A 20,081-nucleotide genomic window follows, 5' to 3' on the forward strand; every position below is an offset into this window, starting at 1 on the left:
AAGCAGGAGAAACAGCCTCCTACTTGCCGCCGTTGCCTGTGGAAGTCTTGACCGTCGAGCTCATGCGTTCAGGAATTGGGTATTCGAAGCTCTTCAGATAGCGCTCATAGCTTCGCTGTGCGACGTTGCCCGCGATAGGGCGAGTCGTCTTGGATGCGACGTCGCCGCTGCGCTGCCAGGCAAGCAAGCCTTGCGTGGCATCACCCACCTGCAGCGGCACATGGTCGGGCTCTTCTGCGTCCGTGCCATCGCTCTGAGGTTGATTGGTCGACGCACGCGCCGTCGTGTGTGTGCCTTCCGTCGCAGAGGCGGCGGTGGATTCGACGGGGGTCGCGCTCTGTGCCATGACCATCGACGAAGAGGCAAGGAGAGCGATGGCCCAGGCACAAAGGGACAGGGCGCGGAAAACGGTGCCGTATTCTTTTTTCATGGTGTACCTCGTGGCGTCGAAATCGGTGACAAAGGTGTGGAGGCGGACGTTGCCGCTGGATTCACCTGGATGGCGGTGCGTACGCCGGTCAGAGCGGACCAGCGCGACGCCTTGAGTGCGAGTGGAGGCGCGGCTTCATCGCGGACTGAATTTCCGGCGGTGGGGGGCGGTGTAGAGGTCGCACTTGCGCCATTGCGAAGTTGCTGGGCTGCATCCTTGATCGCTGAGCGCGCGGCGGCGGACATCCGGTTCGCGTCCATCATGGCTGCCGCTTGTTCTGGCTGGTTGCTGAGTTCAAGGTACAGCGCAAGGTTTGCTTGGGCCTGTGTACTGTCGGGCCGAAGCTGCAGTGCCTGCATCAGCGGAAGCCGGGCGTCGTCGGTCGAGCCTGCGCGCAGTTGGGCATAGCCCAGATCGCTCAGCAGAAGTGCGTCCGTTGGTGTATGGCGCTGGGCCTGTTTCAAAAGCTGGACGGCCTCGGGGTAATTGCCACGTGCACCGGCCAGAAGGCCCAGTCCCCGATAGCCGGCGCCTTCGAGTGGCGTTCCCATCAGGCGTTTGTAGGCCGTTTCGCTTTGGGCTGCTTGCCCCGTTTGCCGCAGCGCATCGGCGCGCAGTCTCGTGGACTCGGGAGAAATTCCCCAGCGCTGCTCCAGTGCATCGATGTGTGCCAGCGACGCGAACCACAGGTTCTCCCGCTGCATCTGCTCAACGAGCTTGAGGTAGGTTTCTCTGGTATCGACGGAGGTGCCTGCCTTGGTGTCGGCCGCAGCTTCCGCAGCCATGCGTTGTTGGGCATCCGCGCTGGCTGCGTACTGGTCCTTTGGGGCCGCGCAGCCTGCGATCACCAAGGCAAGCAGACAGGCCGGTATGCGCGTCGTCACCCTGTCGATTCCGTATCGCTGGCTTCTCGTGATTGCGTTGATTTTCATTTGGCAACTGCTCCCAGTGACCGGAGGATGGCGATGAAACCGGGGCCTGCAGTCACGATGACGAGCGCGGGGAGAAGAGTGGACACCATGACGCCGGTCATCTTCACGGTGATCTTTCCGATCCGCTCTTTCATCTCTGATCGACGCCTCTCGCGCAGCCGTTCGCCAAAGATGCGCAGGGGCTCTTGCACTGCTCCGCCATGGCGATCCACTTGCACGAGCAGAGAGACCAACCCGCGAAGATCTTCGTTGCCGTGAAGCGTGGCAAGGCGATGCAGTGAATGCTCGCGCGTTCGACCCTGGCTGTACTGGCGGTTGGCCAAGGTCAGCTCATAGCCGAGGACATGCAATACGTGCGAAAAATCGTCCGCCATGATCTGCAGGCTTTGATCGAGGCTCAACCCGACGCCCTGGAGAAGCTTCAACAGATCGACAAAAAGCGGGAGCTCACGCGCAATCCGCTCGCGTCTGCCGGCGGCGATGCGGCCGAGAATCCACTTGGGAGCCATGAATCCGACCACGAAAGCCGCTGCGAGAGCCACGGGACCTGTGCGTTCGGTCAGGTGACTTTGCCAGATGGCGTAGCCGATGATCGGAAGGAGAAACGCGAGCAGTAAGCGAGTGACAAGAAAAATCAGTTGCGCTCGCTTGGATGAATATCCGCATTGATCGATGAGGCGGCGGTCTTCGTCTGCGACGAGTGCGCGCCCGATGCGCGAGTCGAGCCAATGAAAGGGGAGTTCGATGTCGGCGCGTTGAGGTGCATTGGGATCGCCGTCGATGGGACTCTTGAGATCGATCTGGCTGGTTGTGTCCTGTCGAAGGGCGCGGCCGATCACCTGGCTGCTGCGGGTGCGGCGAAGCTCCGCCGCGATCAGTGCGCCTGCCGCGATCATCAGGCCCAATGCCAGTAACGAAAGACTGATGATGGCCAGCTGATTGGGTGTGAAGGTCATGCCAGTCTCGCCAGTCGATACAAGAGGAAGGCGCCCAACAGTTGCAGCCCTGCCGACGAGAAAATCAGCATGCGTCCGGTTTCATCGTTCCACATGCCCATGAAGTAGTCCGGATTGACCACCACCAGGAATATGCCCACACCCAATGGAAGAAGACCCAGTATCCAGGCGGAGAGCCGCGTTTCGGCGGACATTGCGATCAGTTCGTGCTCTGCCTGTTCGCGGTCTCGCATGAAGTTGGCGACTCGCTCGAGCAAAAGGTCGGAACGGCCGCCGTAACGCACGCCGAGTCCCATGATGGATGCCAGAAGGAACATTTCTTCTACCCGCACATTGGTCGCTGTCTGGTGCAGCGCGCGGTCGAGATCCACCCCCGCGCGAACCAGGGCAGCGGAGCGTTCCATGTGACCGCGCAGGGGTTCTTGCGTCGTCGCGATCGCGAGCTGGAACGCCGCCTGTGTGGAGTTGCCGATGGTGATCAGGCGCACCATGGCGTCGATGTACGCAGGCAACTGGCTGATCAATTGACGACGAAACTTCTGAAGCCTCAGCCACACCGCGAAGGCCGCTATCAAGACAAGCAGGAAGAAAACGCTCGCCGCGACGATGCCGCCGCCGAAGATGCCTGCCGCGAGACAGACCACGACGATGCCAGCTACAGCGAGCGTAGCGACCCGTGGCGAAATGACCCCGAGCAGCCACTCGGGCAAGACCGTCTCCATCAAGCCCTTGGGAGGAGGCGCGCCGGTGGTTGATTCGGTATTGAGCCAAGGATCTGAAGTGATACCGGAAACGAAGCTTTCCGATGGTGCGTCGCGCAAGGGCATTGGCACGTTTGCAACGGACGGCACCACATCGGCACTGCTCGCCAGAATCTGCTGCTCAAGGTGACGCCCGGTCGCCTGGCGGGTCTGCCGGCTTCGTGCCCATTGCCAGAGCAACAGGCCACCGGCTGCCAGCAGCAGCGCGATGCAGGTCACGATGAGCAGTGCTTCACGCACGGCCTTCTCCGCTTTGCGCGCGCGCCATCGATTGGCGGAAGCGGGTGATCTTCGGCGAGTGCGGTGCAATACCCAGCGATACCCAGCGATCGCGTTCTTCGCCGTCCGGCGACACCACGGGTTCGTAGCGATACAGCTCCTGCATCGCCACCACGTTGTCGTTCACGCCAGTGACTTCGCTGAGCGAGATGATGCGGCGCTGCCCATTGGAGAGTCGACCGATCTGCACGATGAAGTCGATAGCGTTCGCAATCTGGCGGCGCAGGCTGACCTCGCTGCCTTGGTATCCCGCGAAGCCGGCGAGCATTTCGAGTCGGTACAGGCACTCGCGCGGCGAGCTCGCGTGGATGGTGCCCATGGAGCCTTCATGCCCGGTGTTCATGGCCTGCAGCATCTCGATGACTTCCGCACCGCGCACTTCGCCGACGATGATCCGGTCGGGCCGCATCCGCAGGCTGTTGCGCAGCAGATCGCGAATCGACACGACGCCGGTGCCGTCGAAGCCGCCAGGTCGGCTTTCGAGGCGCACCACGTGGCTGGTTCCCAGCGAGAGTTCGGCCGTGTCCTCGATGGTGATCACGCGTTCCCGCGCAGGAATGAAGCTGGCCAGGGCGTTGAGCAACGACGTCTTGCCGGAGCTGGTACCACCGCTCACCAGCACGTTGCAACGTGCGCGTACTGCGATTTCCAGCAACTGCGCCATGCCGGCATCGAAGGTGCCGAGCTTCACCAGGTCTGCAGGTGTGAGAGGTTCCTTGCGGAACTTGCGAATCGAAACCGACAGGCCGTCGATGGCCAGCGGTTCGATGATGACGTTGATGCGCCCTCCATCGGGCAGGCGCGCATCGACCATCGGGTTCGATTCGTCGAGCCTGCGCCCCAGCGGTGCCAGGATGCGCCGCACGATCCGCATCACGTGCTCGGAATCCGTGAAGCGCAGCGTCTCGCGCTCCAGGATGCCGTGGCGAGATACATAGACGTTCTGATAGCCGTTGATCAGGATGTCTTCGACGGCCGGGTCGTTCAGCAGATCTTCCAGCGGGCCGAAGCCGGCCAGTTCTTTCGTCAGCGCATCGGCAATGAGCTGCATCTCGCGGTCGTTGATCGGTACGCGGCGCAGGCGCACGAAGCTGTCGACCTCCAGCTCGACGAACTGCTGGATCGACGCGCGCGACCAGCGGCCGAACTCCGCGCCCAGTTCTTCGATGCGACTGAGCAGGTGATCGTGCGTCCAGCTCTTGATGTCCTGGAACTGCTGGGAGTTGATGAACGCCTGGTCGTCGTCGGCAAATTCGATATCAGTGGACATGGATCAGCCTTGGTTATCTCTCTTCCAGAGCCCCGTGATCTGCGCCATCAGTGCCACCCAGCGTGGGTCCTTGGCAGGCGGCTGACCGGAGACGGACATGTATTCTTGGTGCAGGGTGCGGGCCAGGCCGCCGACGGCCTGTGCATACGGATCGTTGCGGGCGGTGCGTACGAGCATTTCGCCGCGGCAACCGGCAGCGAGCAGTTGGGTGCTGCGCTCGGGCAGCACATGCTGCAGCGGTAGTTCGAGGCGTTCGGCGATGTCCTTGGCCGACAGGCCGACGCGAGCGTCGAACTTGTTCACGACCAGAGTCATCCGCTCGGTCTCGACGTTGCGAGCGCGCAGCTCCTTCAGCATGTTGGCCGTCGAGACGATGGCGCCGATGCTTTGGTCGCACACCACCCAGGCGTTCTGTGCTTCGCGCACGGTCTGGGCGATGAAGTCGATGGTCGAGAAGCCGCCGAGGTCGGCGATCTGGAAGTCGAAGAAGTCGGCCAGCCGGCGGATCAGCGAGACGGAATCGGCGTGCGAGATCTCGCGCACCTGCGCCAGATTGGTCGGCAGCGGCAGCACGGCGACGCCGCTGGTGTGATGCGCCAGTGCGGTGTGCAACAGGGTCTGGTCGAGGCGCCGCAGATTGCGCACGCCATCGACGAAGCTGAATCCGCTTTGCGTGTTCAGGTACAGCAGGCCGTCGCGTGCGGGTAGGCCCAGGTCGAGCAGCGCCACGCCATGACGGCCGTTGCGGCCTGGCGGGCGTGCGGGCGCTTGTCCCAACTGGTCGTACAGCGTGAGCGCCAGGCTCGTGGCCAGCGTGGTGACGCCCAGACCGGCACGCGCGCCCAGCAGGGCCAGCGTGCTGCCATGCAGGCCCCCGGGGAGCGAGCGCCGCTTTTCGAGAAGTGCGCGCAGGGTGCCCACGGCTTCATCGGGCGTGGCCGAGAGGTCGATGAAGTCGTCCACACCGGCGCGAAGGGCGGCCAGCATCGCGGCGGGTTGCGACGACACACCGGCGGCCAGCACGGGCAGGGTGGGCCAGTCGCGCTTCAGGCGTTGATGGAGCTCGCTGGCTGCGGTGGCCTGCTCGGGCGAGAAATCGATGAACACGGCCACGGGGCCGAGCAGGGAAATGCGCTCGTCGATCGTCTTCGTGTCCTGGCTCAGGACGACCACCGAGCCTTCGTGGCTCAGGGCGTCGGTCAGCCAGGTGATGTGGCCGCTGTTGGCTGACGCGAACAGGTAGGTTTCGCTGCCAGTTTCCGGAAGGTTGTCGCGTGGGGCGTTCATGGTGCCGTTCTGCGATGTGCGATTCGTAAGACCGTCATCCATCAGCGGGAGAAGCCCGGCACCGCCGTGTTGGCTGCGCCGCCGAGGAAGTGCGAGCGCCACACGGGGCCGTCGCGCTGTTCGGCGCCGCCTGGGAGGTAGGGCGTCAGATCGGTGTTGCGGGCAATCGGCTTGACCAGATGCGGGGTGACGAGGATCACCAGTTCCTTCTCGTTCATCTGGTATTTGTTCTGGCGGAAGAAGGTGCCCAGGATCGGGAGGTCGCCCAGCAGCGGGACTTTGTCGACATTCGAGGTGGTGGTGCGACTGACGAGGCCACCGATGATGAAGCTCTCTCCATCGCCCAGTTCAACGGTCGTGTCGGCGCGGCGTGTGGTGATTGCGGGCACAGCAACGCCGCCGATGCTGAGTGAGTTGGTGTAGTCGAGGTCGCTGGCTTCAGGTGCCACTTTGAGCACGATGCGGTCGTTGGAGAGCACGGTGGGCGTCAGGGTCAGACCGATGCCGAAGGGCTTGTATTCGATGCTCGTGGTGCCCAGGCCTTGAGGGGCAGGAACGGGCAATTCCCCGCCAGCCAGGAAGCTGGCACTCTGGCCCGACATCGCGACGAGGGTGGGCTCGGCGAGCACTCGGGCCATGCCGTTGCCTTCGAGAAATCCGACGTTCAAGCCGATGCCGGCTTTGCCGAAGTTGAACAGCAGGCTGAAAGCTTGGGCCAGTGGATTGTGGTACTCGCCACTGATGGACCCATTGGATGCGAAGGTCGTGCTTCCAAGGGAAGACGGCCCGAAGACCCCGAAGCTGAACCCGTTCGAGTTGGCGCGCGTGCTGAAGATGTTCAGGCCCGCCTGCTTGAGCACACTCCGGTTGAACTCGACGACCTTCACCTCGACCTGAACGGTGTTGCTGCGCACGTTGACGACAGAGCGGTCGACGAGTTCCGTTTTCTCCCCCGCGCCGGCCAGGGCCGTGTCGCGTGCTTGCTGGTGTGCAGCGACGCTGTCCATGGTGCCGGAAACGGTGGCGTTGCGACGTCGCACTTCGACAGCGTAGGTCGTCGCTGCCGCGTTGCCCTTTTCCCAGACCATCAGCGTGGTGCGCCCTGCCGCCTTGCCGGTGATGATCAGTCGTGCCGCGGGAGAACTTGGCGTCTTTCGCGTGACGGTAACGCCGGCCACAGCTTCATCGGCGATGGCCATGCGCTCGATGCCCTTGTCGATCAGAAGCTCCTGCTGTGTGCCCGCATTGAGAATCAGCGGCCGCTGGAGCTGCGTGCGCACAGCCTGGGTGTCTGCGGCATTGGTGGCGAGCGGCCAAGCGGCCTGGGCCAGTGCGCATACGGCGATCAGCGACGAACGCAGCAGCGACGGGGCGCCCGCAGGGCTGCTCGACGGTTCGCGTGGCGTGTAGGGCATGTGGCTTCTTTCCTGGATGACAGACGTGATGGCTGAAGTGCGCTGCACTCAATAGCTCATGGTTTCGCTGCGGTCGCCGCGAATGACTTCGACTTGAAGACCGCCGCGTGCGGCACCCGGCTGGGGTGTCCGCGTGCCACTCGAGACGGCTCGAGCTTCGGTCAAGGCAGAGCGATTGGCGACGTTCTTGCCACCGGTCACGAGATCCACAGCAGTAAGACCTGCCTGTGCACGGTCGAGCCCTTCCAGAGGAGGGCGACGAGGCTCGCCAGGGCGGATCGACGCTGGCTGCAACGCCGTCGGGAGAGCGGCAAAAAGCTTGGGGTCGGGTTCCGCCATGTCGTTGGGGTTGCGCAGCGCGAGCATCAGTCGGCCAGTCGCATCGCCGATCGTGAGGCGGTTCACGTCGTCCACTGGGACCGCGAGTACGGCGGTGCGGGCTGCTTCGTTTCGTTGGACTTGTTGCTGTTGTTGCTTGTCCGCCGTCTTGGAAGGAAGTCCATCAACGGACGCAGAACCGAAAGCAAGCACGCGTTTGCGGGAAAGAAGCAGACGCGCCTGACTGCGGTCCACGTCTTTGCTGTCCGACTTCAGTGTGATGAACACGTCGACAAAATCGCCGGGCTGAATCTTGTTGCCGACACCCATGATCTCGTCGGCCTTGATGGCAACCGCGCGCTCGCCTTCTCCCACGCGAAGGGCAAGGCCTGAAACCAGCTGGTTCTCCATCACCGGCGAACCTTCCGAGAGATCGAGGACCGGTACGCGACCGACAGCCGTGGCCACGTCCTGGAAGGCGCCGGCCGGATTGACGGTGAGGTGTTCGACGCGCAGCGCGTCGGCCGGGATGGCTTGGCCTGCAGGCAGAGGCTTTGCCGCGACCACGACGGGGTGCGTGATCGTCTGCGGACTCTTGGCCTGTTCCGGCGTCGGTGCTGCGACGGTCGCAGTCTTTGGCGGAGCCTGCCGACCGAGCATCCAGGCATAGCCCCCCAGCACGATGGCCAGAAGGACCAAGATGGCGGCGATGATTTTGGTGAGATTGATCATGGGCGGCGAACTGAGGGAGGGGAGCAAGCGATCATGGAAAAAGAGATGAAGGGCCTGCGAGACGGAGCAGAGTCGGCCGTGGCTAACTCTGTCGTCCCCAAACCATCCACGCCGCTGCGACCAAGGCGAGGTAGGCCGCGTAAGGAATGATGCGAAGCCGGCGAACTGGGGTGCCGGACTCTGTTGCGCGCAACGGGCCGCTCAGCATCAGGGCAAGTTGCGGAAAAACGGGCCAGCGCCTGAGGGCGAGCCAGAGAACGCTGTGAATACCAGCTACCAGACTGGCGACGATCCAGATCGGCGCCAACGCTGGCAAGCCGACCCACAACCCCAGGGCGCCGGCGAATTTCACGTCGCCTGCTCCCATGAGGCCGGTGGCATAGAACAGCAAGAGAAAAGCAAACCCTGCCCCTGCGCCGAGAAGTGCTGCACGCCAATCGTGTCCAAGGGGCCCCGCTCCCAACGCCAAGGCTGTGAGCGCGAGGGCAACGCCTGCAAGCACGAGCCAGTTGGGGACGCGGCGCATCCGGAAGTCATAGACGACTACAAGAATCAGCCACAGGAGAAAAGTGACTTTCAAGCTTAGAGGGAGGCGGGGAGCTTGCCGGCAATCGCTGCAAACATGTTGGTGAGTGCGAGGCCAATACCGGTGGTCTTGCTAAATGCCGCAACCAAGACGATTGCCATCAGCCCCGCAATAATTCCATATTCAATTGCAGTAGCACCCTCTTCATCACGCAGAAAACGAGTAATAGAACTAAGCATGGTGATCTCCTGAAAGGAAGTGTTAACAAAGGCTGGCACGGTGGATATTATACAGCGTAACTCCGTGTATCAACAGGAGAAACACACCGGATCGAGTCCCGGATGTGCTACTCGGAGGGGTAAAGCAGGAAGGCGGCCAGCCTCGTTCGGCCCCCGCAACGGGGCAGAAAAGGTCACTTATTCACAGTCTGGAGATGTTCGTTTCCCTCTGTAAACCGCATGCACACTGGCATGGACGAGGGGAACACGTTACGGGCGTGGGAACGTCCGGACGTTGAGCGTTACGGGAACATGCCCGTTACGTGTTACGTAGCGCGGTACCTAGGAGTGCAATTTGTAACACTCGACAAGGCGGCTCCGTTTGGGCAATAAATCACACTTTTGGGGCCGAGACCCCTTCGGTGATGTGGGCTCAGCCGAGGATTTCTTCGTGGAAGAGCTTCCACTCGCCGCCCTGGCGCAGCCAGTACTGGCGGCGGGTGCGGCCGTTCTTCTCGCCCTCGAACACCTCGCCGAAGGTGGCGACCATGGTGTCCTCGGTGTCGCGCCAGTGCAGGTACGACGTGTCCTTGATTTGCACTCGTTTACCTTGTGCGTAGGTCAATTCGTCGCGGAGTACCGCATCGGCATCGACGGGCTTGCGGCTGGCGCGCTGGAAATCCGGCAAATAGAATTTTTTCAATTGCGCTTCATTGCCGCTGGCGCGCGCGTCTTTCCAGGCGGTAATTGAATCGGCGAATTTCTTTGTTTCTTTTTCGGCTTGCGGCTGCGAAATCCATTGCAGGCTGCGCGCGGTGACGACGGGGGTGGCGCCGATCTGGACCTTGCGCAGCAGCTGCTTGAGGTCGGGGTTGGCCATGACGACGCAGCCGTCGCTGGCCAGCGGCGCCCGCGCGAACTGCTGGGGCGGGGTGCCGTGCAGCCAGATGCCGCTGCCGGTCTTGCCGCGCCGCACGTCGTACGGGTTGGGGTAGTTGATGGGCAGGGCGCCGGCGCCGTAGAAGTCTTTCAGCGAGCGCGGGTCGAGGCTGCTGGTGATGTAGTACACGCCCAGCGGGGTGCGCGCGTCGCCTTCGACGGCCTTGTCGGTGCCCGACTTGCCGACGGAGATGTAGTAGTCGGCAACGAGCTTCAGGCCCTTGTCGGAGTTCTCGAACAGGTACAGCCGCGAGCGCGAGGCGTCGACGGCAATGGCGAAGCGGCTGCGGGTCGAGAGGGTGAGGAACTGCGAGGGCACGGTGCCGGCGGGCGGGCGTTCGCGCAGGGCCTGCAGGCGGCGGCGCGATTCCTCGTGCAGCTCGACCATGGCCGGGTTGCCGCGCAGGCGCGCGATGCCGGCGGTGTCGGGCATGGCGTTCGACGGCGGCACCTGCGCCGCGAGCAGGTCGCCGTACACGAGCTGCGCGAGCTGGAAGTTCGGGTGGTCGCGCACGAGGGTCTGGGCCTTGGCCAGCGCCTCGCGGGTCTTGCCGCGGCCGAACAGTTCGTAGACGCCGATCAGGCGGGCCTCGGCGCCGCTGGCTTCCTGCAGCGGCGCGGCGGTTCTGGCGGTCTTGCGGGCCGGGCGCGTGGCGCCCGCGTTGTCTGCTGCGACGGCGGACCGCTTGCCCTTGGCTTGCAGCTGCGTCTTGCTGGCGCCGCTGCCGGCTTTGGCGCCCCTGGCTTCCTTGGCAGGCGCGCGGCTGCCGCCCGCCTTGGCGGCCTTGGTGCCGCTGGTCTTGGCGTTGGCCGACTTGCTGGAGCTGTTGCTGTTGTTGGCTGCGAGCGCGGCGCCGGGCGTGGCCAGCAGGAGCGCAGAAGCGGCCGTCAAGGCCGCGAGCAGCTTCCCGCTCCGCAGCGGGAACGGGAGGGTCTGAAGCCGGCCGTGCCGGACGATGTCTGCCACTAGCCGCCGACGCTTTCCTTGCGAATGTGCCACTGGTTGCCGGAGCGTTGCAGCTCGAGCGTCTTACGGCTCGCGATGTTGAGGTTGTCGGCGCGGTAGATCTGGCGGAACTTGGCGGTGGCGGTCTGTCCGTCGACCTTGATCGCGAGGTTCTCGAGGTTCACGCTGATGCTGGACTTGCCGACGATGCGCGCGCGGCGGTCTTCTTCCCAGGCCTTGCGGCTCTGGCCGCCGGCGGGCACGAAATCGCTGCCGTAGGCGGCGAGGTAGCGGTCCATGTCCTGGCTGGCCCAGGCCGAGGCCCAGCCGCGCACGACGGATTCGATCTCGGCGGTGGACGCCGGGGCTGCAGCAGGGGCTGGTGCCGGTGCCGGCTCAGGCGTCTTGGCGACCGGCGCGGGGGCTGCGGCCACCTTGACGGGCGGCGCAACAGGCGCGGCGGCAGGTGCCGGCGCCGGCGCGGGCGCAGGCGGTGCCTTGGCGACGGGCGCAGGAGCGGGCACGGGTGCCGGAGCAGGCGCCTTGGCAACCGGTGCGGGCGCAGGCGCCGGGGCGGGCTTCGCAGCCGGTGCCGGTGCGGGCGTCGTCGTGGCCGAGGCCACGAGGGTCGAGCCCTTGGAGCCAGCCGCCGGCGGGGCGGTGAAGAGCGTGCGGATCACGGCCAGCTTGGGCTGCACCGCGGTGTTGTTCTGGTCGAGCTGCAGCGCCTTGCTGTAGGCCTGGCTGGCCAGCCGCGCGTACACGTCGCCGAGGTTTTCCTGGGCGGTGGCGTAGCTGGGGTTGGTGCGAATGGCACTTTCGAGGGCGTTGCGGGCCTTGTCGAACTGGTTCTGGCTCGCGTAGATGACGGCGAGGTTGTTGAACGGCTCGGGCAGCTCGGGCGCATCCTGCGTGAGCTGGGTGAAGGCGGCGATGGCCTCGGCGCGCTTGCCGGTGTCGAGCTGGATCACGCCCTTCAGGAAGCGCATCTGCGGATCGCGCGGCTTGTCCTTGAGGAAGGCCTCGGCCCTGGTCATGGCCTCGTCGAGCTTGCCGGACTGCATCAGGCGGTCGACCTCTTCGTGCTCGGTCGCGGCCAGCGCGGGAAGCGCGGCGCCGCAGGCCGCAACGGCCAGGAACAGGGCGCGCACGGTGGGGGAGAAGCTGAAGCGGGCGCGAGGCCGGGGGCTCTTGGGCATTGCGGACAAGACCTCGTTGGTGGGGAAGGGGAATGCGGCAGGCATTGTAAATGCGCCCGTCACCTCTGGATACCAAGCTGACGGAGCCCTGCGATGGCCCTATTCACAGTTGTGCCGAACTTGTGCGCTGCAGCATCATCATGTAACGTCTCGTAAGCAAAATGCACGTGTTTACCCTGATTTTTCCATCCCTCTGGAGTCCGTCTTGAAGATCACCAAACGCCGCCTGCTCGAAGGCGGCGCTGCAGCCATTGCCACCTCGCTGTTCACGCCGGCCTCGTGGGCCCAGCGCGCAGCAGGCGGCGATGCCGCCTGGCCAACCAAGCCCGTGCGCATCCTCGTGGGCTTTCCGGCCGGCGCTTCGCCCGACCTGGCGGCGCGCGCCATCGCGGAGCCGCTCTCGAAGCTCCTGCGCCAGCCGGTGACGGTGGAGAACAAGCCCGGCGCCAGCGGCAACCTCGTGGCCGCCGAAGTGGCCAAGGCCACGGACGACCACACGATCGGCGCGCTGATCAACGGCAACCTCACGATCGCCAAGCTGCTGAACCCGTCGCTCGACTTCGACCCCGAGAAAGACTTCGCCCCCGTCGGCCTGATCGGCACCGCGCCGCTGGTGCTGGTGGTGTCGGGCAGCGCCGCGGGCAAGTCTGCAGCCGACCTGCTGCTGTGGGTGCGCAACCTGGGCAGCGCAGGCAAGTACGGCACGCCGGGCGTGGGCACTGTGGGCCATCTGGGCATGGAGCTGCTCAAGAGCCGCGCGGCCATCACCGCGCAGCACAAGCCCTACACGGGCAACCCGCAGGTGATCGCCGGCATCCTCGCGGGCGAGATCCAGCTGGCGCTGCTGCCGCCGGGCCTGGCGATGCCGCATGTGAAGTCGGGCAAGCTCAAGGCCATCGGCGTGACCTCGCCCGAGCGCAGCCCGCTGGTCAACGAGCTGCCGACGATCCGCGACGCCGACGTGCGCGGCGCCGACCTCGAGATCTGGACCGCGCTCGCTGCGCCCGCGAGCATGAAGCCGGCGGCTGTGGCCAGGCTCAACGCCGCGCTGGTCGAGGTGATCAGTTCGCCCGAGGTGAGCGGCGAGCTGCTCAAGACCGGCTGGCAGGCGCAGCCCGGTTCGCCCGACACGCTGGCCAAGCGCATGCGCGCCGACACCACGCGCCTTGGTGGCGTGATCCTCATGAAGGGCATTCGCTCCGAGGCTTGAGCCTTCGCGAGGGCGACCGCGCTGCGGCTACAGCAGCGCCGACACCTGCCGTGCCGCATCGATCAGCGCCGGCAGCATCGTCTCCTGCATCACCTTCGCGCTGGTGCGGTTCGCCTGCCCGCTGATGTTCAGTGCGGCCACCATGCGGCCCTGCCGGTTCACGATGGGCGCGGCCACGGAGATCAGGCCTTCTTCCAGTTCCTGGTTCACCAGGCACCACTGCTGTTTGCGCGCCTGGGCCACCTTGGCCATGAGCGCGTCGATGTCGGTCACGGTGTGCTTGGTCAGCGCCTCGAGGTTCGAGGCCTCGAGCCGCGCGCGCACCTCGTTGTCGTCCAGGTCGGCCAGCAGCAGGCGGCCCAGCGACGTGCAGTACGCGGGCAGCCGCGAGCCCACGCCCAGGCTGATGCGCATGATCTTCTGCGTGGGCACGCGCAGCACGTAGACGATGTCGGTTGCGTCGAGCACGGCGGCCGAGCACGACTCCTGCACCTGCTGCACCAGCGCTTCCATCACGGGCTCGGCGCGGTTCCAGATCGGCATCGACGACAGGTAGGCAAAGCCCAGGTCGAGGATGCGCGGCGTGAGCGTGAAGAGCTTGCCGTCGGTCACCACATAGCCCAGCGTCTGCAACGTGAGAAGAATGCGCCGCGCCCCCGCGCGTGTGAGTCCGCTGCCGGCCGCCACCTCGCTCAGGGTCTGGTGCGGTGCGCTCGCGCTGAACGAGCGGATCACCTGCAGGCCGCGCGCAAAAGACTGCACGTAGCTGTCGCCGGGAGCGGGCGTGTCGGTGGCGGAACTGGCGGAAACAGGGTGGGTTGCCATGGCGAGCGATCCTCTTTAAAATTCATTATACGAACAAAAGTTCTTTAGGCGAACAAATTGCGGTTTGCGAGGGTTCGTGAATTCGGCAGGGTGTTCGCACCGTTCGGTTTCTTCCTTCACTCCCGGAGACAGGCTTCATGATCAACAAGATCGCGCGCTCGGTCGCCGATGCCCTGGCAGGCATCCAAGACGGCGCCACGGTGCTCATCGGCGGTTTCGGCACCGCCGGCATTCCAGGCGAACTCATCGACGGCCTCGTCGAGCAGGGCGCCAAGGACCTCACGGTCGTCAACAACAACGCAGGCAATGGAGAGACGGGCCTCGCGGCGCTGCTCAAGGCCGGCCGCGTGCGCAAGATCATCTGCAGCTTTCCGCGCCAGGCCGACAGCCAGGTGTTCGACGGCCTGTACCGCAGCGGCAAGATCGAGCTCGAACTGGTGCCCCAGGGCAACCTCGCCGAGCGCATCCGCGCGGCGGGTGCCGGCATCGGCGCCTTCTTCTGCCCCACGGGCTACGGCACGCAACTGGCCGGCAACCGCGAAACGCGCGAGATCGACGGCGTGCAGTACGTGCTCGAGTACCCCATCCACGGCGACGTGGCGCTCATCAAGGCCGAGCGTGGCGACCGCTGGGGCAACCTGGTCTACCGCAAGGCCGCGCGCAACTTCGGCCCCGTGATGGCCATGGCCTCGAAGAAGACCATCGCCACCGTGCACGACATCGCCGAGCTCGGCACCCTCGACCCCGAGACCATCGTGACCCCGGGCATCTTCGTGCACCAGGTGGTGCGCATCGAACGCGTGGCGACGCAAGCCGGCGGTTTCAAGAAGGCAGCATGAACATGACCTACACACGTCGCACCAAAGACCAGTTGGCCGCCCGCGTCGCGCAGGACATCTTCGACGGCGCCGTCGTCAACCTCGGCATCGGCCAGCCCACGCTCGTGGCCAACCACTTGCCGCAGGGCCGCGAGGTCATCCTGCAAAGCGAGAACGGCATCCTCGGCATGGGCCCCGCGCCCGAAGCCGGCGAAGAAGACTACGACCTCATCAACGCCGGCAAGCAGCCCGTCACGCTGCTGCCGGGCGGCTCGTTCTTCCACCACTCCGACAGCTTCGCGATGATGCGCGGCGGCCACCTCGACATCTGCGTGCTCGGCGCGTTCCAGGTGTCGGCCACCGGCGACCTGGCCAACTGGCACACGGGCGAGAAAGACGCCATTCCCGCGGTCGGCGGCGCGATGGACCTGGCCATCGGCGCCAAGCAGACGTGGGTCATGATGGATCTGCTCACCAAGCAGGGCGCGAGCAAGCTGGTGCAGGAATGCACCTATCCGCTGACCGGCATCGGCTGCGTCAAGCGCGTGTACTCCGACCTCGCCACGCTCGAATGCACGCCCCAAGGTTTGAAGCTCGTCGACCTCGTCGAGGGCCTCACCCGCGAAGAACTCGAGAAGCTCGTCGGCCTGCCGATCGCAGCCTGACCCATTCCATTCATTCAGAGACAACAGACATGACCACCCAAGCCTTCATCTGCGATGCCGTCCGCACCCCCTTCGGCCGCTACGGCGGTTCGCTCAGCAGCGTGCGCACCGACGACCTCGGCGCCGTGCCGCTGCGCGCACTGATCGAACGCAACAAGAACGTCGACTGGCAGGCCGTGAGCGACGTGCTCTACGGCTGCGCCAACCAGGCCGGCGAAGACAACCGCAACGTCGCGCGCATGTCGGCGCTGCTCGCGGGCCTGCCGATCGAAGTGGGCGGCGGCACCATCAACCGCCTGTGCGGTTCGGGCCTCGATGCACTGGGCACCGCCGCGCGCGCCATCCGCGCCGGTGAAGCCGGCCTGATGATCGCCGGCGGCGTCGAAAGCATGAGCCGCGCGCCCTTCGTCATGCCCAAGGCCGAGAGCGCCTTCAGCCGCAACAACGCGGTGTACGACACCACCATCGGCTGGCGCTTCGTCAACAAGCTCATGAAGGCGCAGTACGGCGTCGACTCGATGCCCGAGACGGCCGAGAACGTGGCCACCGACTACAAGATCGAGCGCGAAGCGCAAGACCTGATGGCGCTCAACTCGCAGCTGCGCGCCGTCGCTTCGCAGAAGTCCGGCTTCTTCGACGCCGAGATCGTGCCCGTGAGCGTGCCCCAGAAGAAGGGCGACGCCCTCATCGTCAACAAGGACGAGCATCCGCGTGACACCACGCTGGAGGCGCTGGCCAAGCTCAAGCCCATCGTGCGCCCCGACGGCACCGTCACCGCCGGCAATGCCAGCGGCGTGAACGACGGCGCCTGCGCGCTGCTGCTGGCCGACGAAGCCAGCGCCGCCAAGCACGGCCTCACGCCGCGCGCCCGCGTGGTCGGCATGGCCACGGCCGGCGTCGCGCCGCGCATCATGGGCATCGGCCCGGCGCCCGCCACGCAGAAGGTGCTGGCGCTCACCGGCCTCACGCTCGACCAGATCGACGTCATCGAACTCAACGAAGCCTTCGCCGCACAAGGCCTCGCCGTGCTGCGCCTCTTGGGCCTGAAGGACGACGACGCGCGCGTGAACATCAACGGTGGCGCCATCGCGCTGGGTCACCCGCTCGGCGCCAGCGGCGCACGCCTGGCCACCACCGCGGTGAACCAGCTGCACAAGGGCGGCGGCCGCTACGCGCTGTGCACGATGTGCATCGGCGTGGGGCAGGGCATTGCCGTGATCCTGGAACGCGTCTGATGGGCCTCGCCCGACGCGAGCTGCTGCTGGGCCTGCTGGCAGCAGTGGGCCTGCCGGCGCATGCGCAGCAGAGCGATGCCAAGCCGATCCGCATCGTCGTGCCCTTCGCGGCCGGCGGCGGCAACGACGTGTTCGCGCGCCAGATGGCCAAGGGCCTGGGCGAGGTGCGCAAGTCCGGCGTCATCGTCGACAACAAGCCCGGCGCGGGCGGCAACCTCGGCACCGAGCAGGTGGTGCGCAGCACGCCCGACGGCAGCACGCTGCTGCTGGGCCACACGGGCACCGTGTCGATCAACCCGGCGCTGTACAAGGGCCTGAAGTTCGACGCGCGCAAGGACCTCGTGCCCGTGGCCATGTTCGCGTCGTCCGCGCTCGTGCTCGTGGTGCCCGCGGCTTCGAAGGTGCGCAGCGTGGCCGACCTCGTCAAGGAGGCCAAGGTGCGCCCGGGCCTGCTCGACTACGCATCGAGCGGTAGCGGCACCGGCGGCCACCTCACGGGCGAACTCTTCGCGCAGCGCACCGGCACGAAGATCAATCACATTCCCTACAAGGGCACCAACCCCGCGCTCACCGACCTCGCGGGCGGCCAGGTGCAGATGATGTTCAGCGTCATCCCGCCCGCGCTTGCGCTGGTCAAGGGCGGGCGGCTGCGCGCCATTGCCGTCACGGGCACCAAACGCCTGCCGTCGCTGCCCGACGTGCCCACCGTGGCCGAGTCGGGTCTGCGCGAACTCGCGGGCTTCGAGAGCACGCTCACCTACGGCATCCTCGCGCCGCGCGGCACGCCCGAGGCGTTCGTGAAGACGCTGTCGGCGCAGATGCTGCAGGTGGCGGGCGGCGCCGAGTTCCAGTCGCGCCTGGACGTGGAAGGCGCCGTGCCGCTGCTCGGCGGGCCGGCCGACTATGCCGCGCTCATCGCGAAGGAAAGCGCGCTGTGGGCCGGCATCGTCAAGGCCTCGGGCGCGTCGGTCGATTGAGCGGCGGCCCACCGCTTCCCACCCATCAACGATTCATCAAACCGGAGACTTCCCTCATGTCCTTCTTCCGTTCGTCGCTTTCGCGCCGCGCCATCGCAGCGGCCGTGCTGGCCCTGACCGCCGGCGGCCTGCTGCCGCTGACCGCTTCGGCACAGCAGCCTGCGGCCTTCCCGACCAAGCCCGTGCGCATCATCACGCCGTTCCCGGTCGGCGGTGGTCCGGACGGCGTGGCCCGCCTCGTGGCCGACAAGCTCTCGCGCGCCTGGGGCCAGCCGGTGGTGGTCGAGAACCGCCCGGGCGGCAACGGCTTCATCGCCATCGACGCCTTCAAGCGCGGCGCCAAAGACGGCCACGACATCATCGTGCTCGACAACGTGCACCTGGCCGCGTACCCGGCGCTGTTCAAGAAGCTGCCCTACGACGCATCGAAGGACTTCGACGCACTGCTGCCGCTGTTCAAGACGTATTTCTTCTTCACCGTCGCGACCAACAGCAAGTACAAGACCGTGGGCGATCTCATCGCCGACGCCAAGGCCAACCCCGGCAAGCTCGACTACGGCTCGTGGTCGGTCGGCAACCCGGTGCACCTGGGCTCGGAACTGTTCGAGTCGGCCACCGGCACGCAGATGGAGCACGTGATCTACAAGGAGACCACGCAGCTGTACACCTCGGTCGCCACCGGCGAGCTGGCCTTTGCGCTGGGCAGCAGCGCCACCGCCGGCCCGCTGCAGCGCGCCAACAAGCTGCGCTTCCTGGCCGCGGCAGCGCCCCAGCGCGTGGCCGCCTTCCCCGACGTGCCGACCGTGAGCGAATCGGGCGGCCCCAAGGGCTTCGAGGTCATCGGCTGGAACGCCATCGCCGTGCCGAAGGGCCTGCCGGCTTCGGTGACCGACAAGATCAAGCGCGACATCGAGAAGGGCCTGGCCGAACCCGACGTGCTGGAGAAGTTCAAGAGCTTCGGCTACGAGCCGTTCCCCACCACGCGCCCGCAGTTCGACCAGTTCGTGGCAACGGAAACGAAGCGCTTCACGGACGTGATCCGCAAGGCGAACGTGTCGCTGGACTGACAGCGCGCGCCCAGGGCGCATCCGCAACGAACAAGGCACCCGCGAGGGTGCCTTTTCTTTTGGGCGTTGCGCCCAGGGCGAGAGATTGTGCTGTCCAAAAGTCACATGTTACGTATGGATACGCGACAGGGTAGACCGTCTACCGAAGGGCCTGACAGAGGCGGAGTGGCCCCGCATGGGGCCGGTCGCTCCCGTTTCAGGGTAGCCCCTTGCAGGGATACGCGTAACTGGCACGCGTTCTTACATTTTTGACTTGCACATCCGAAATCGTCGCCGTGGGGAGGAGCAAGCCATTGCTGCTGCACACGGAGGTCCACCTGCCCAGTCAGTGAACGAAGAGGGAGTTGAGTCATGAACAAGATCTTCCGAACCCTGTGGAGTCCCACCGCCGGCACCTGGGTGGCCGCGCCGGAAATCGCGCGCGGCCACGCGCGATCGTGCAGCGGGGGCGGCGTGCGCGCGGTGGCGGCCGCGGCGGCAACGGCGGCGCTGTGGGTCTGCGTCGTGCCGGTGCTCGCAGCCGGCGGCGCGGGCGGCCAGCCGGTCGGTGACGCGTCGCTGAACGCGGGCACGGGCGGCAGCGACGGCACGGGCGGGAGCGGCGGGCTCAACGACACCACGGTCAACGCCTTCGGCGGCGCGGGCGGATCGTCCACGCCGGGCGGCGTCACGGCGGGGGCCAACGCCAGCATCGGCGGCTTCGGTGGTGCCACGCCGGGCACCGGCGGCGCGGCCGGCGCGGCCAGCACGCCCACCGGCCCCGGTGCGTTCCAGGGCGACGCCGGCGGCGCGGGCCAGGCGCAGACCGGCGACCCGGGCAACGGCAACGGCTATGGCGGGGGCGGCGGCGGTGGCTTCCAGGGCATGTCGATCGCCAACAACGTGGCCAATTCGTCCGACAGCTACACCGGCGGCATCGGTGGCGCGGGCGGCAACGGGTACTGGGCAGCGGGTGGTGGCGGCGCGGGCGGCTACGGTTCGATCCTCAGCGGCCCGCTCGGCAGCTACACGGCCACGGGATCTTCCACGGGCGGCGCCGGCGGCAAGGGCGGCGACGCCTTTTCGCAGGGCGGCGG

The 20,081-nt window shown here is 66.0% G+C and carries 20 protein-coding genes; 7 read left to right on the forward strand and 13 right to left on the reverse strand.

The window, feature by feature from the left end; all coding sequences use genetic code 11:
* Window positions 1–19: 19 nt before the first annotated feature.
* From AC07XP_RS28480 to AC07XP_RS28535, 12 genes are all read right to left on the reverse strand, one after another.
* Window positions 20–430 carry a DUF3613 domain-containing protein gene (locus AC07XP_RS28480; protein WP_495266543.1) on the reverse strand — a complete coding sequence of 137 codons (411 nt, stop codon included), beginning with the start codon at window positions 428–430 and terminating at the stop codon, window positions 20–22.
* Window positions 427–1,362, reverse strand: a complete 936-nt coding sequence (locus AC07XP_RS28485; protein ID WP_083259303.1) for a tetratricopeptide repeat protein — start codon at window positions 1,360–1,362, stop codon at window positions 427–429. The genes AC07XP_RS28480 and AC07XP_RS28485 overlap by 4 nt, the downstream gene beginning before the upstream one ends.
* The gene (locus AC07XP_RS28490; RefSeq protein ID WP_070062675.1) at window positions 1,359–2,318 is read right to left on the reverse strand and encodes a type II secretion system F family protein; all 960 of its coding nucleotides are present in this window, start codon (window positions 2,316–2,318) and stop codon (window positions 1,359–1,361) included. The genes AC07XP_RS28485 and AC07XP_RS28490 overlap by 4 nt, the downstream gene beginning before the upstream one ends.
* Entirely contained in the window at window positions 2,315–3,319 is a 1,005-nt protein-coding gene (locus AC07XP_RS28495) for a type II secretion system F family protein (protein ID WP_495266544.1), read from the reverse strand. Before AC07XP_RS28495 ends, AC07XP_RS28490 begins: the two co-directional genes overlap by 4 nt.
* Complete coding sequence (locus AC07XP_RS28500) at window positions 3,312–4,628, reverse strand: TadA family conjugal transfer-associated ATPase (RefSeq protein WP_070062673.1); 1,317 nt, start codon at window positions 4,626–4,628, stop codon at window positions 3,312–3,314. The genes AC07XP_RS28495 and AC07XP_RS28500 overlap by 8 nt, the downstream gene beginning before the upstream one ends.
* 3 nt (window positions 4,629–4,631) lie before the next feature.
* On the reverse strand, window positions 4,632–5,915 hold the full coding sequence (locus tag AC07XP_RS28505; protein ID WP_495266545.1) for a CpaE/TadZ family protein: 1,284 nt from the start codon (window positions 5,913–5,915) through the stop codon (window positions 4,632–4,634).
* Window positions 5,916–5,956: 41 nt separating this feature from the next.
* Window positions 5,957–7,330: a type II and III secretion system protein family protein gene (locus tag AC07XP_RS28510; protein ID WP_495266546.1), complete on the reverse strand. Its 1,374-nt coding sequence runs from the start codon at window positions 7,328–7,330 to the stop codon at window positions 5,957–5,959.
* Between the two features lie 48 nt (window positions 7,331–7,378).
* Window positions 7,379–8,380, reverse strand: a complete 1,002-nt coding sequence (gene cpaB, locus AC07XP_RS28515; protein ID WP_495266547.1) for a Flp pilus assembly protein CpaB — start codon at window positions 8,378–8,380, stop codon at window positions 7,379–7,381.
* Between the two features lie 82 nt (window positions 8,381–8,462).
* Window positions 8,463–8,960 carry an A24 family peptidase gene (locus AC07XP_RS28520; RefSeq protein WP_495266548.1) on the reverse strand — a complete coding sequence of 166 codons (498 nt, stop codon included), beginning with the start codon at window positions 8,958–8,960 and terminating at the stop codon, window positions 8,463–8,465.
* A 2-nt stretch (window positions 8,961–8,962) separates the two neighbouring features.
* The gene (locus tag AC07XP_RS28525; RefSeq protein WP_495266558.1) at window positions 8,963–9,145 is read right to left on the reverse strand and encodes a Flp family type IVb pilin; all 183 of its coding nucleotides are present in this window, start codon (window positions 9,143–9,145) and stop codon (window positions 8,963–8,965) included.
* Between the two features lie 412 nt (window positions 9,146–9,557).
* Window positions 9,558–11,030, reverse strand: a complete 1,473-nt coding sequence (locus AC07XP_RS28530) for a L,D-transpeptidase family protein (RefSeq protein WP_495266549.1) — start codon at window positions 11,028–11,030, stop codon at window positions 9,558–9,560.
* The gene (locus AC07XP_RS28535; protein WP_495266550.1) at window positions 11,030–12,208 is read right to left on the reverse strand and encodes a YybH family protein; all 1,179 of its coding nucleotides are present in this window, start codon (window positions 12,206–12,208) and stop codon (window positions 11,030–11,032) included. Before AC07XP_RS28535 ends, AC07XP_RS28530 begins: the two co-directional genes overlap by 1 nt.
* 205 nt (window positions 12,209–12,413) lie before the next feature.
* Between AC07XP_RS28535 and AC07XP_RS28540 the strand changes: the two genes are divergently transcribed.
* Window positions 12,414–13,418: a Bug family tripartite tricarboxylate transporter substrate binding protein gene (locus AC07XP_RS28540; RefSeq protein WP_495266551.1), complete on the forward strand. Its 1,005-nt coding sequence runs from the start codon at window positions 12,414–12,416 to the stop codon at window positions 13,416–13,418.
* Window positions 13,419–13,445: 27 nt separating this feature from the next.
* Here AC07XP_RS28540 and AC07XP_RS28545 read toward each other — a convergent pair whose 3' ends face one another.
* The gene (locus AC07XP_RS28545; protein ID WP_495266552.1) at window positions 13,446–14,243 is read right to left on the reverse strand and encodes an IclR family transcriptional regulator domain-containing protein; all 798 of its coding nucleotides are present in this window, start codon (window positions 14,241–14,243) and stop codon (window positions 13,446–13,448) included.
* 137 nt (window positions 14,244–14,380) lie between these two features.
* On the opposite strand from AC07XP_RS28545, the gene AC07XP_RS28550 reads away from it, so the two are divergent.
* From AC07XP_RS28550 to AC07XP_RS28575, 6 genes are all read left to right on the forward strand, one after another.
* Window positions 14,381–15,082: a 3-oxoacid CoA-transferase subunit A gene (locus AC07XP_RS28550; protein WP_495266553.1), complete on the forward strand. Its 702-nt coding sequence runs from the start codon at window positions 14,381–14,383 to the stop codon at window positions 15,080–15,082.
* Between the two features lie 2 nt (window positions 15,083–15,084).
* Window positions 15,085–15,726, forward strand: a complete 642-nt coding sequence (locus AC07XP_RS28555; RefSeq protein WP_495266554.1) for a 3-oxoacid CoA-transferase subunit B — start codon at window positions 15,085–15,087, stop codon at window positions 15,724–15,726.
* Window positions 15,727–15,755: 29 nt separating this feature from the next.
* Entirely contained in the window at window positions 15,756–16,961 is a 1,206-nt protein-coding gene (gene pcaF, locus AC07XP_RS28560; protein ID WP_062482451.1) for a 3-oxoadipyl-CoA thiolase, read from the forward strand.
* Window positions 16,961–17,938, forward strand: coding sequence for a Bug family tripartite tricarboxylate transporter substrate binding protein (locus tag AC07XP_RS28565; RefSeq protein WP_495266555.1), 978 nt, complete (start codon window positions 16,961–16,963; stop codon window positions 17,936–17,938). The genes pcaF and AC07XP_RS28565 overlap by 1 nt, the downstream gene beginning before the upstream one ends.
* A 56-nt stretch (window positions 17,939–17,994) precedes the next feature.
* The gene (locus AC07XP_RS28570; protein ID WP_062482455.1) at window positions 17,995–19,005 is read left to right on the forward strand and encodes a Bug family tripartite tricarboxylate transporter substrate binding protein; all 1,011 of its coding nucleotides are present in this window, start codon (window positions 17,995–17,997) and stop codon (window positions 19,003–19,005) included.
* A 351-nt stretch (window positions 19,006–19,356) separates the two neighbouring features.
* The coding region (locus tag AC07XP_RS28575; protein WP_495266556.1) for an ESPR domain-containing protein at window positions 19,357–20,081 on the forward strand (725 nt) is incomplete at its 3' end.

Source organism: Variovorax sp. GW531-E2 (genome assembly GCF_059423125.1).

Excerpts from the sequence above, each read along its gene's own strand:
- AC07XP_RS28545 (WP_495266552.1), bottom strand. The coding sequence starts at position 14,243 with ATGGCAACCCACCCTGTTTCCGCCAGTTCCGCCACCGACACGCCCGCT.
- AC07XP_RS28570 (WP_062482455.1), top strand. The coding sequence starts at position 17,995 with ATGTCCTTCTTCCGTTCGTCGCTTTCGCGCCGCGCCATCGCAGCGGCC.
- AC07XP_RS28510 (WP_495266546.1), bottom strand. The coding sequence starts at position 7,330 with ATGCCCTACACGCCACGCGAACCGTCGAGCAGCCCTGCGGGCGCCCCG.
- AC07XP_RS28500 (WP_070062673.1), bottom strand. The coding sequence starts at position 4,628 with ATGTCCACTGATATCGAATTTGCCGACGACGACCAGGCGTTCATCAAC.
- AC07XP_RS28490 (WP_070062675.1), bottom strand. The coding sequence starts at position 2,318 with ATGACCTTCACACCCAATCAGCTGGCCATCATCAGTCTTTCGTTACTG.
- AC07XP_RS28485 (WP_083259303.1), bottom strand. The coding sequence starts at position 1,362 with ATGAAAATCAACGCAATCACGAGAAGCCAGCGATACGGAATCGACAGG.
- AC07XP_RS28550 (WP_495266553.1), top strand. The coding sequence starts at position 14,381 with ATGATCAACAAGATCGCGCGCTCGGTCGCCGATGCCCTGGCAGGCATC.
- AC07XP_RS28480 (WP_495266543.1), bottom strand. The coding sequence starts at position 430 with ATGAAAAAAGAATACGGCACCGTTTTCCGCGCCCTGTCCCTTTGTGCC.
- AC07XP_RS28565 (WP_495266555.1), top strand. The coding sequence starts at position 16,961 with ATGGGCCTCGCCCGACGCGAGCTGCTGCTGGGCCTGCTGGCAGCAGTG.
- cpaB (WP_495266547.1), bottom strand. The coding sequence starts at position 8,380 with ATGATCAATCTCACCAAAATCATCGCCGCCATCTTGGTCCTTCTGGCC.
- pcaF (WP_062482451.1), top strand. The coding sequence starts at position 15,756 with ATGACCACCCAAGCCTTCATCTGCGATGCCGTCCGCACCCCCTTCGGC.
- AC07XP_RS28525 (WP_495266558.1), bottom strand. The coding sequence starts at position 9,145 with ATGCTTAGTTCTATTACTCGTTTTCTGCGTGATGAAGAGGGTGCTACT.
- AC07XP_RS28555 (WP_495266554.1), top strand. The coding sequence starts at position 15,085 with ATGACCTACACACGTCGCACCAAAGACCAGTTGGCCGCCCGCGTCGCG.
- AC07XP_RS28505 (WP_495266545.1), bottom strand. The coding sequence starts at position 5,915 with ATGAACGCCCCACGCGACAACCTTCCGGAAACTGGCAGCGAAACCTAC.
- AC07XP_RS28535 (WP_495266550.1), bottom strand. The coding sequence starts at position 12,208 with ATGCCCAAGAGCCCCCGGCCTCGCGCCCGCTTCAGCTTCTCCCCCACC.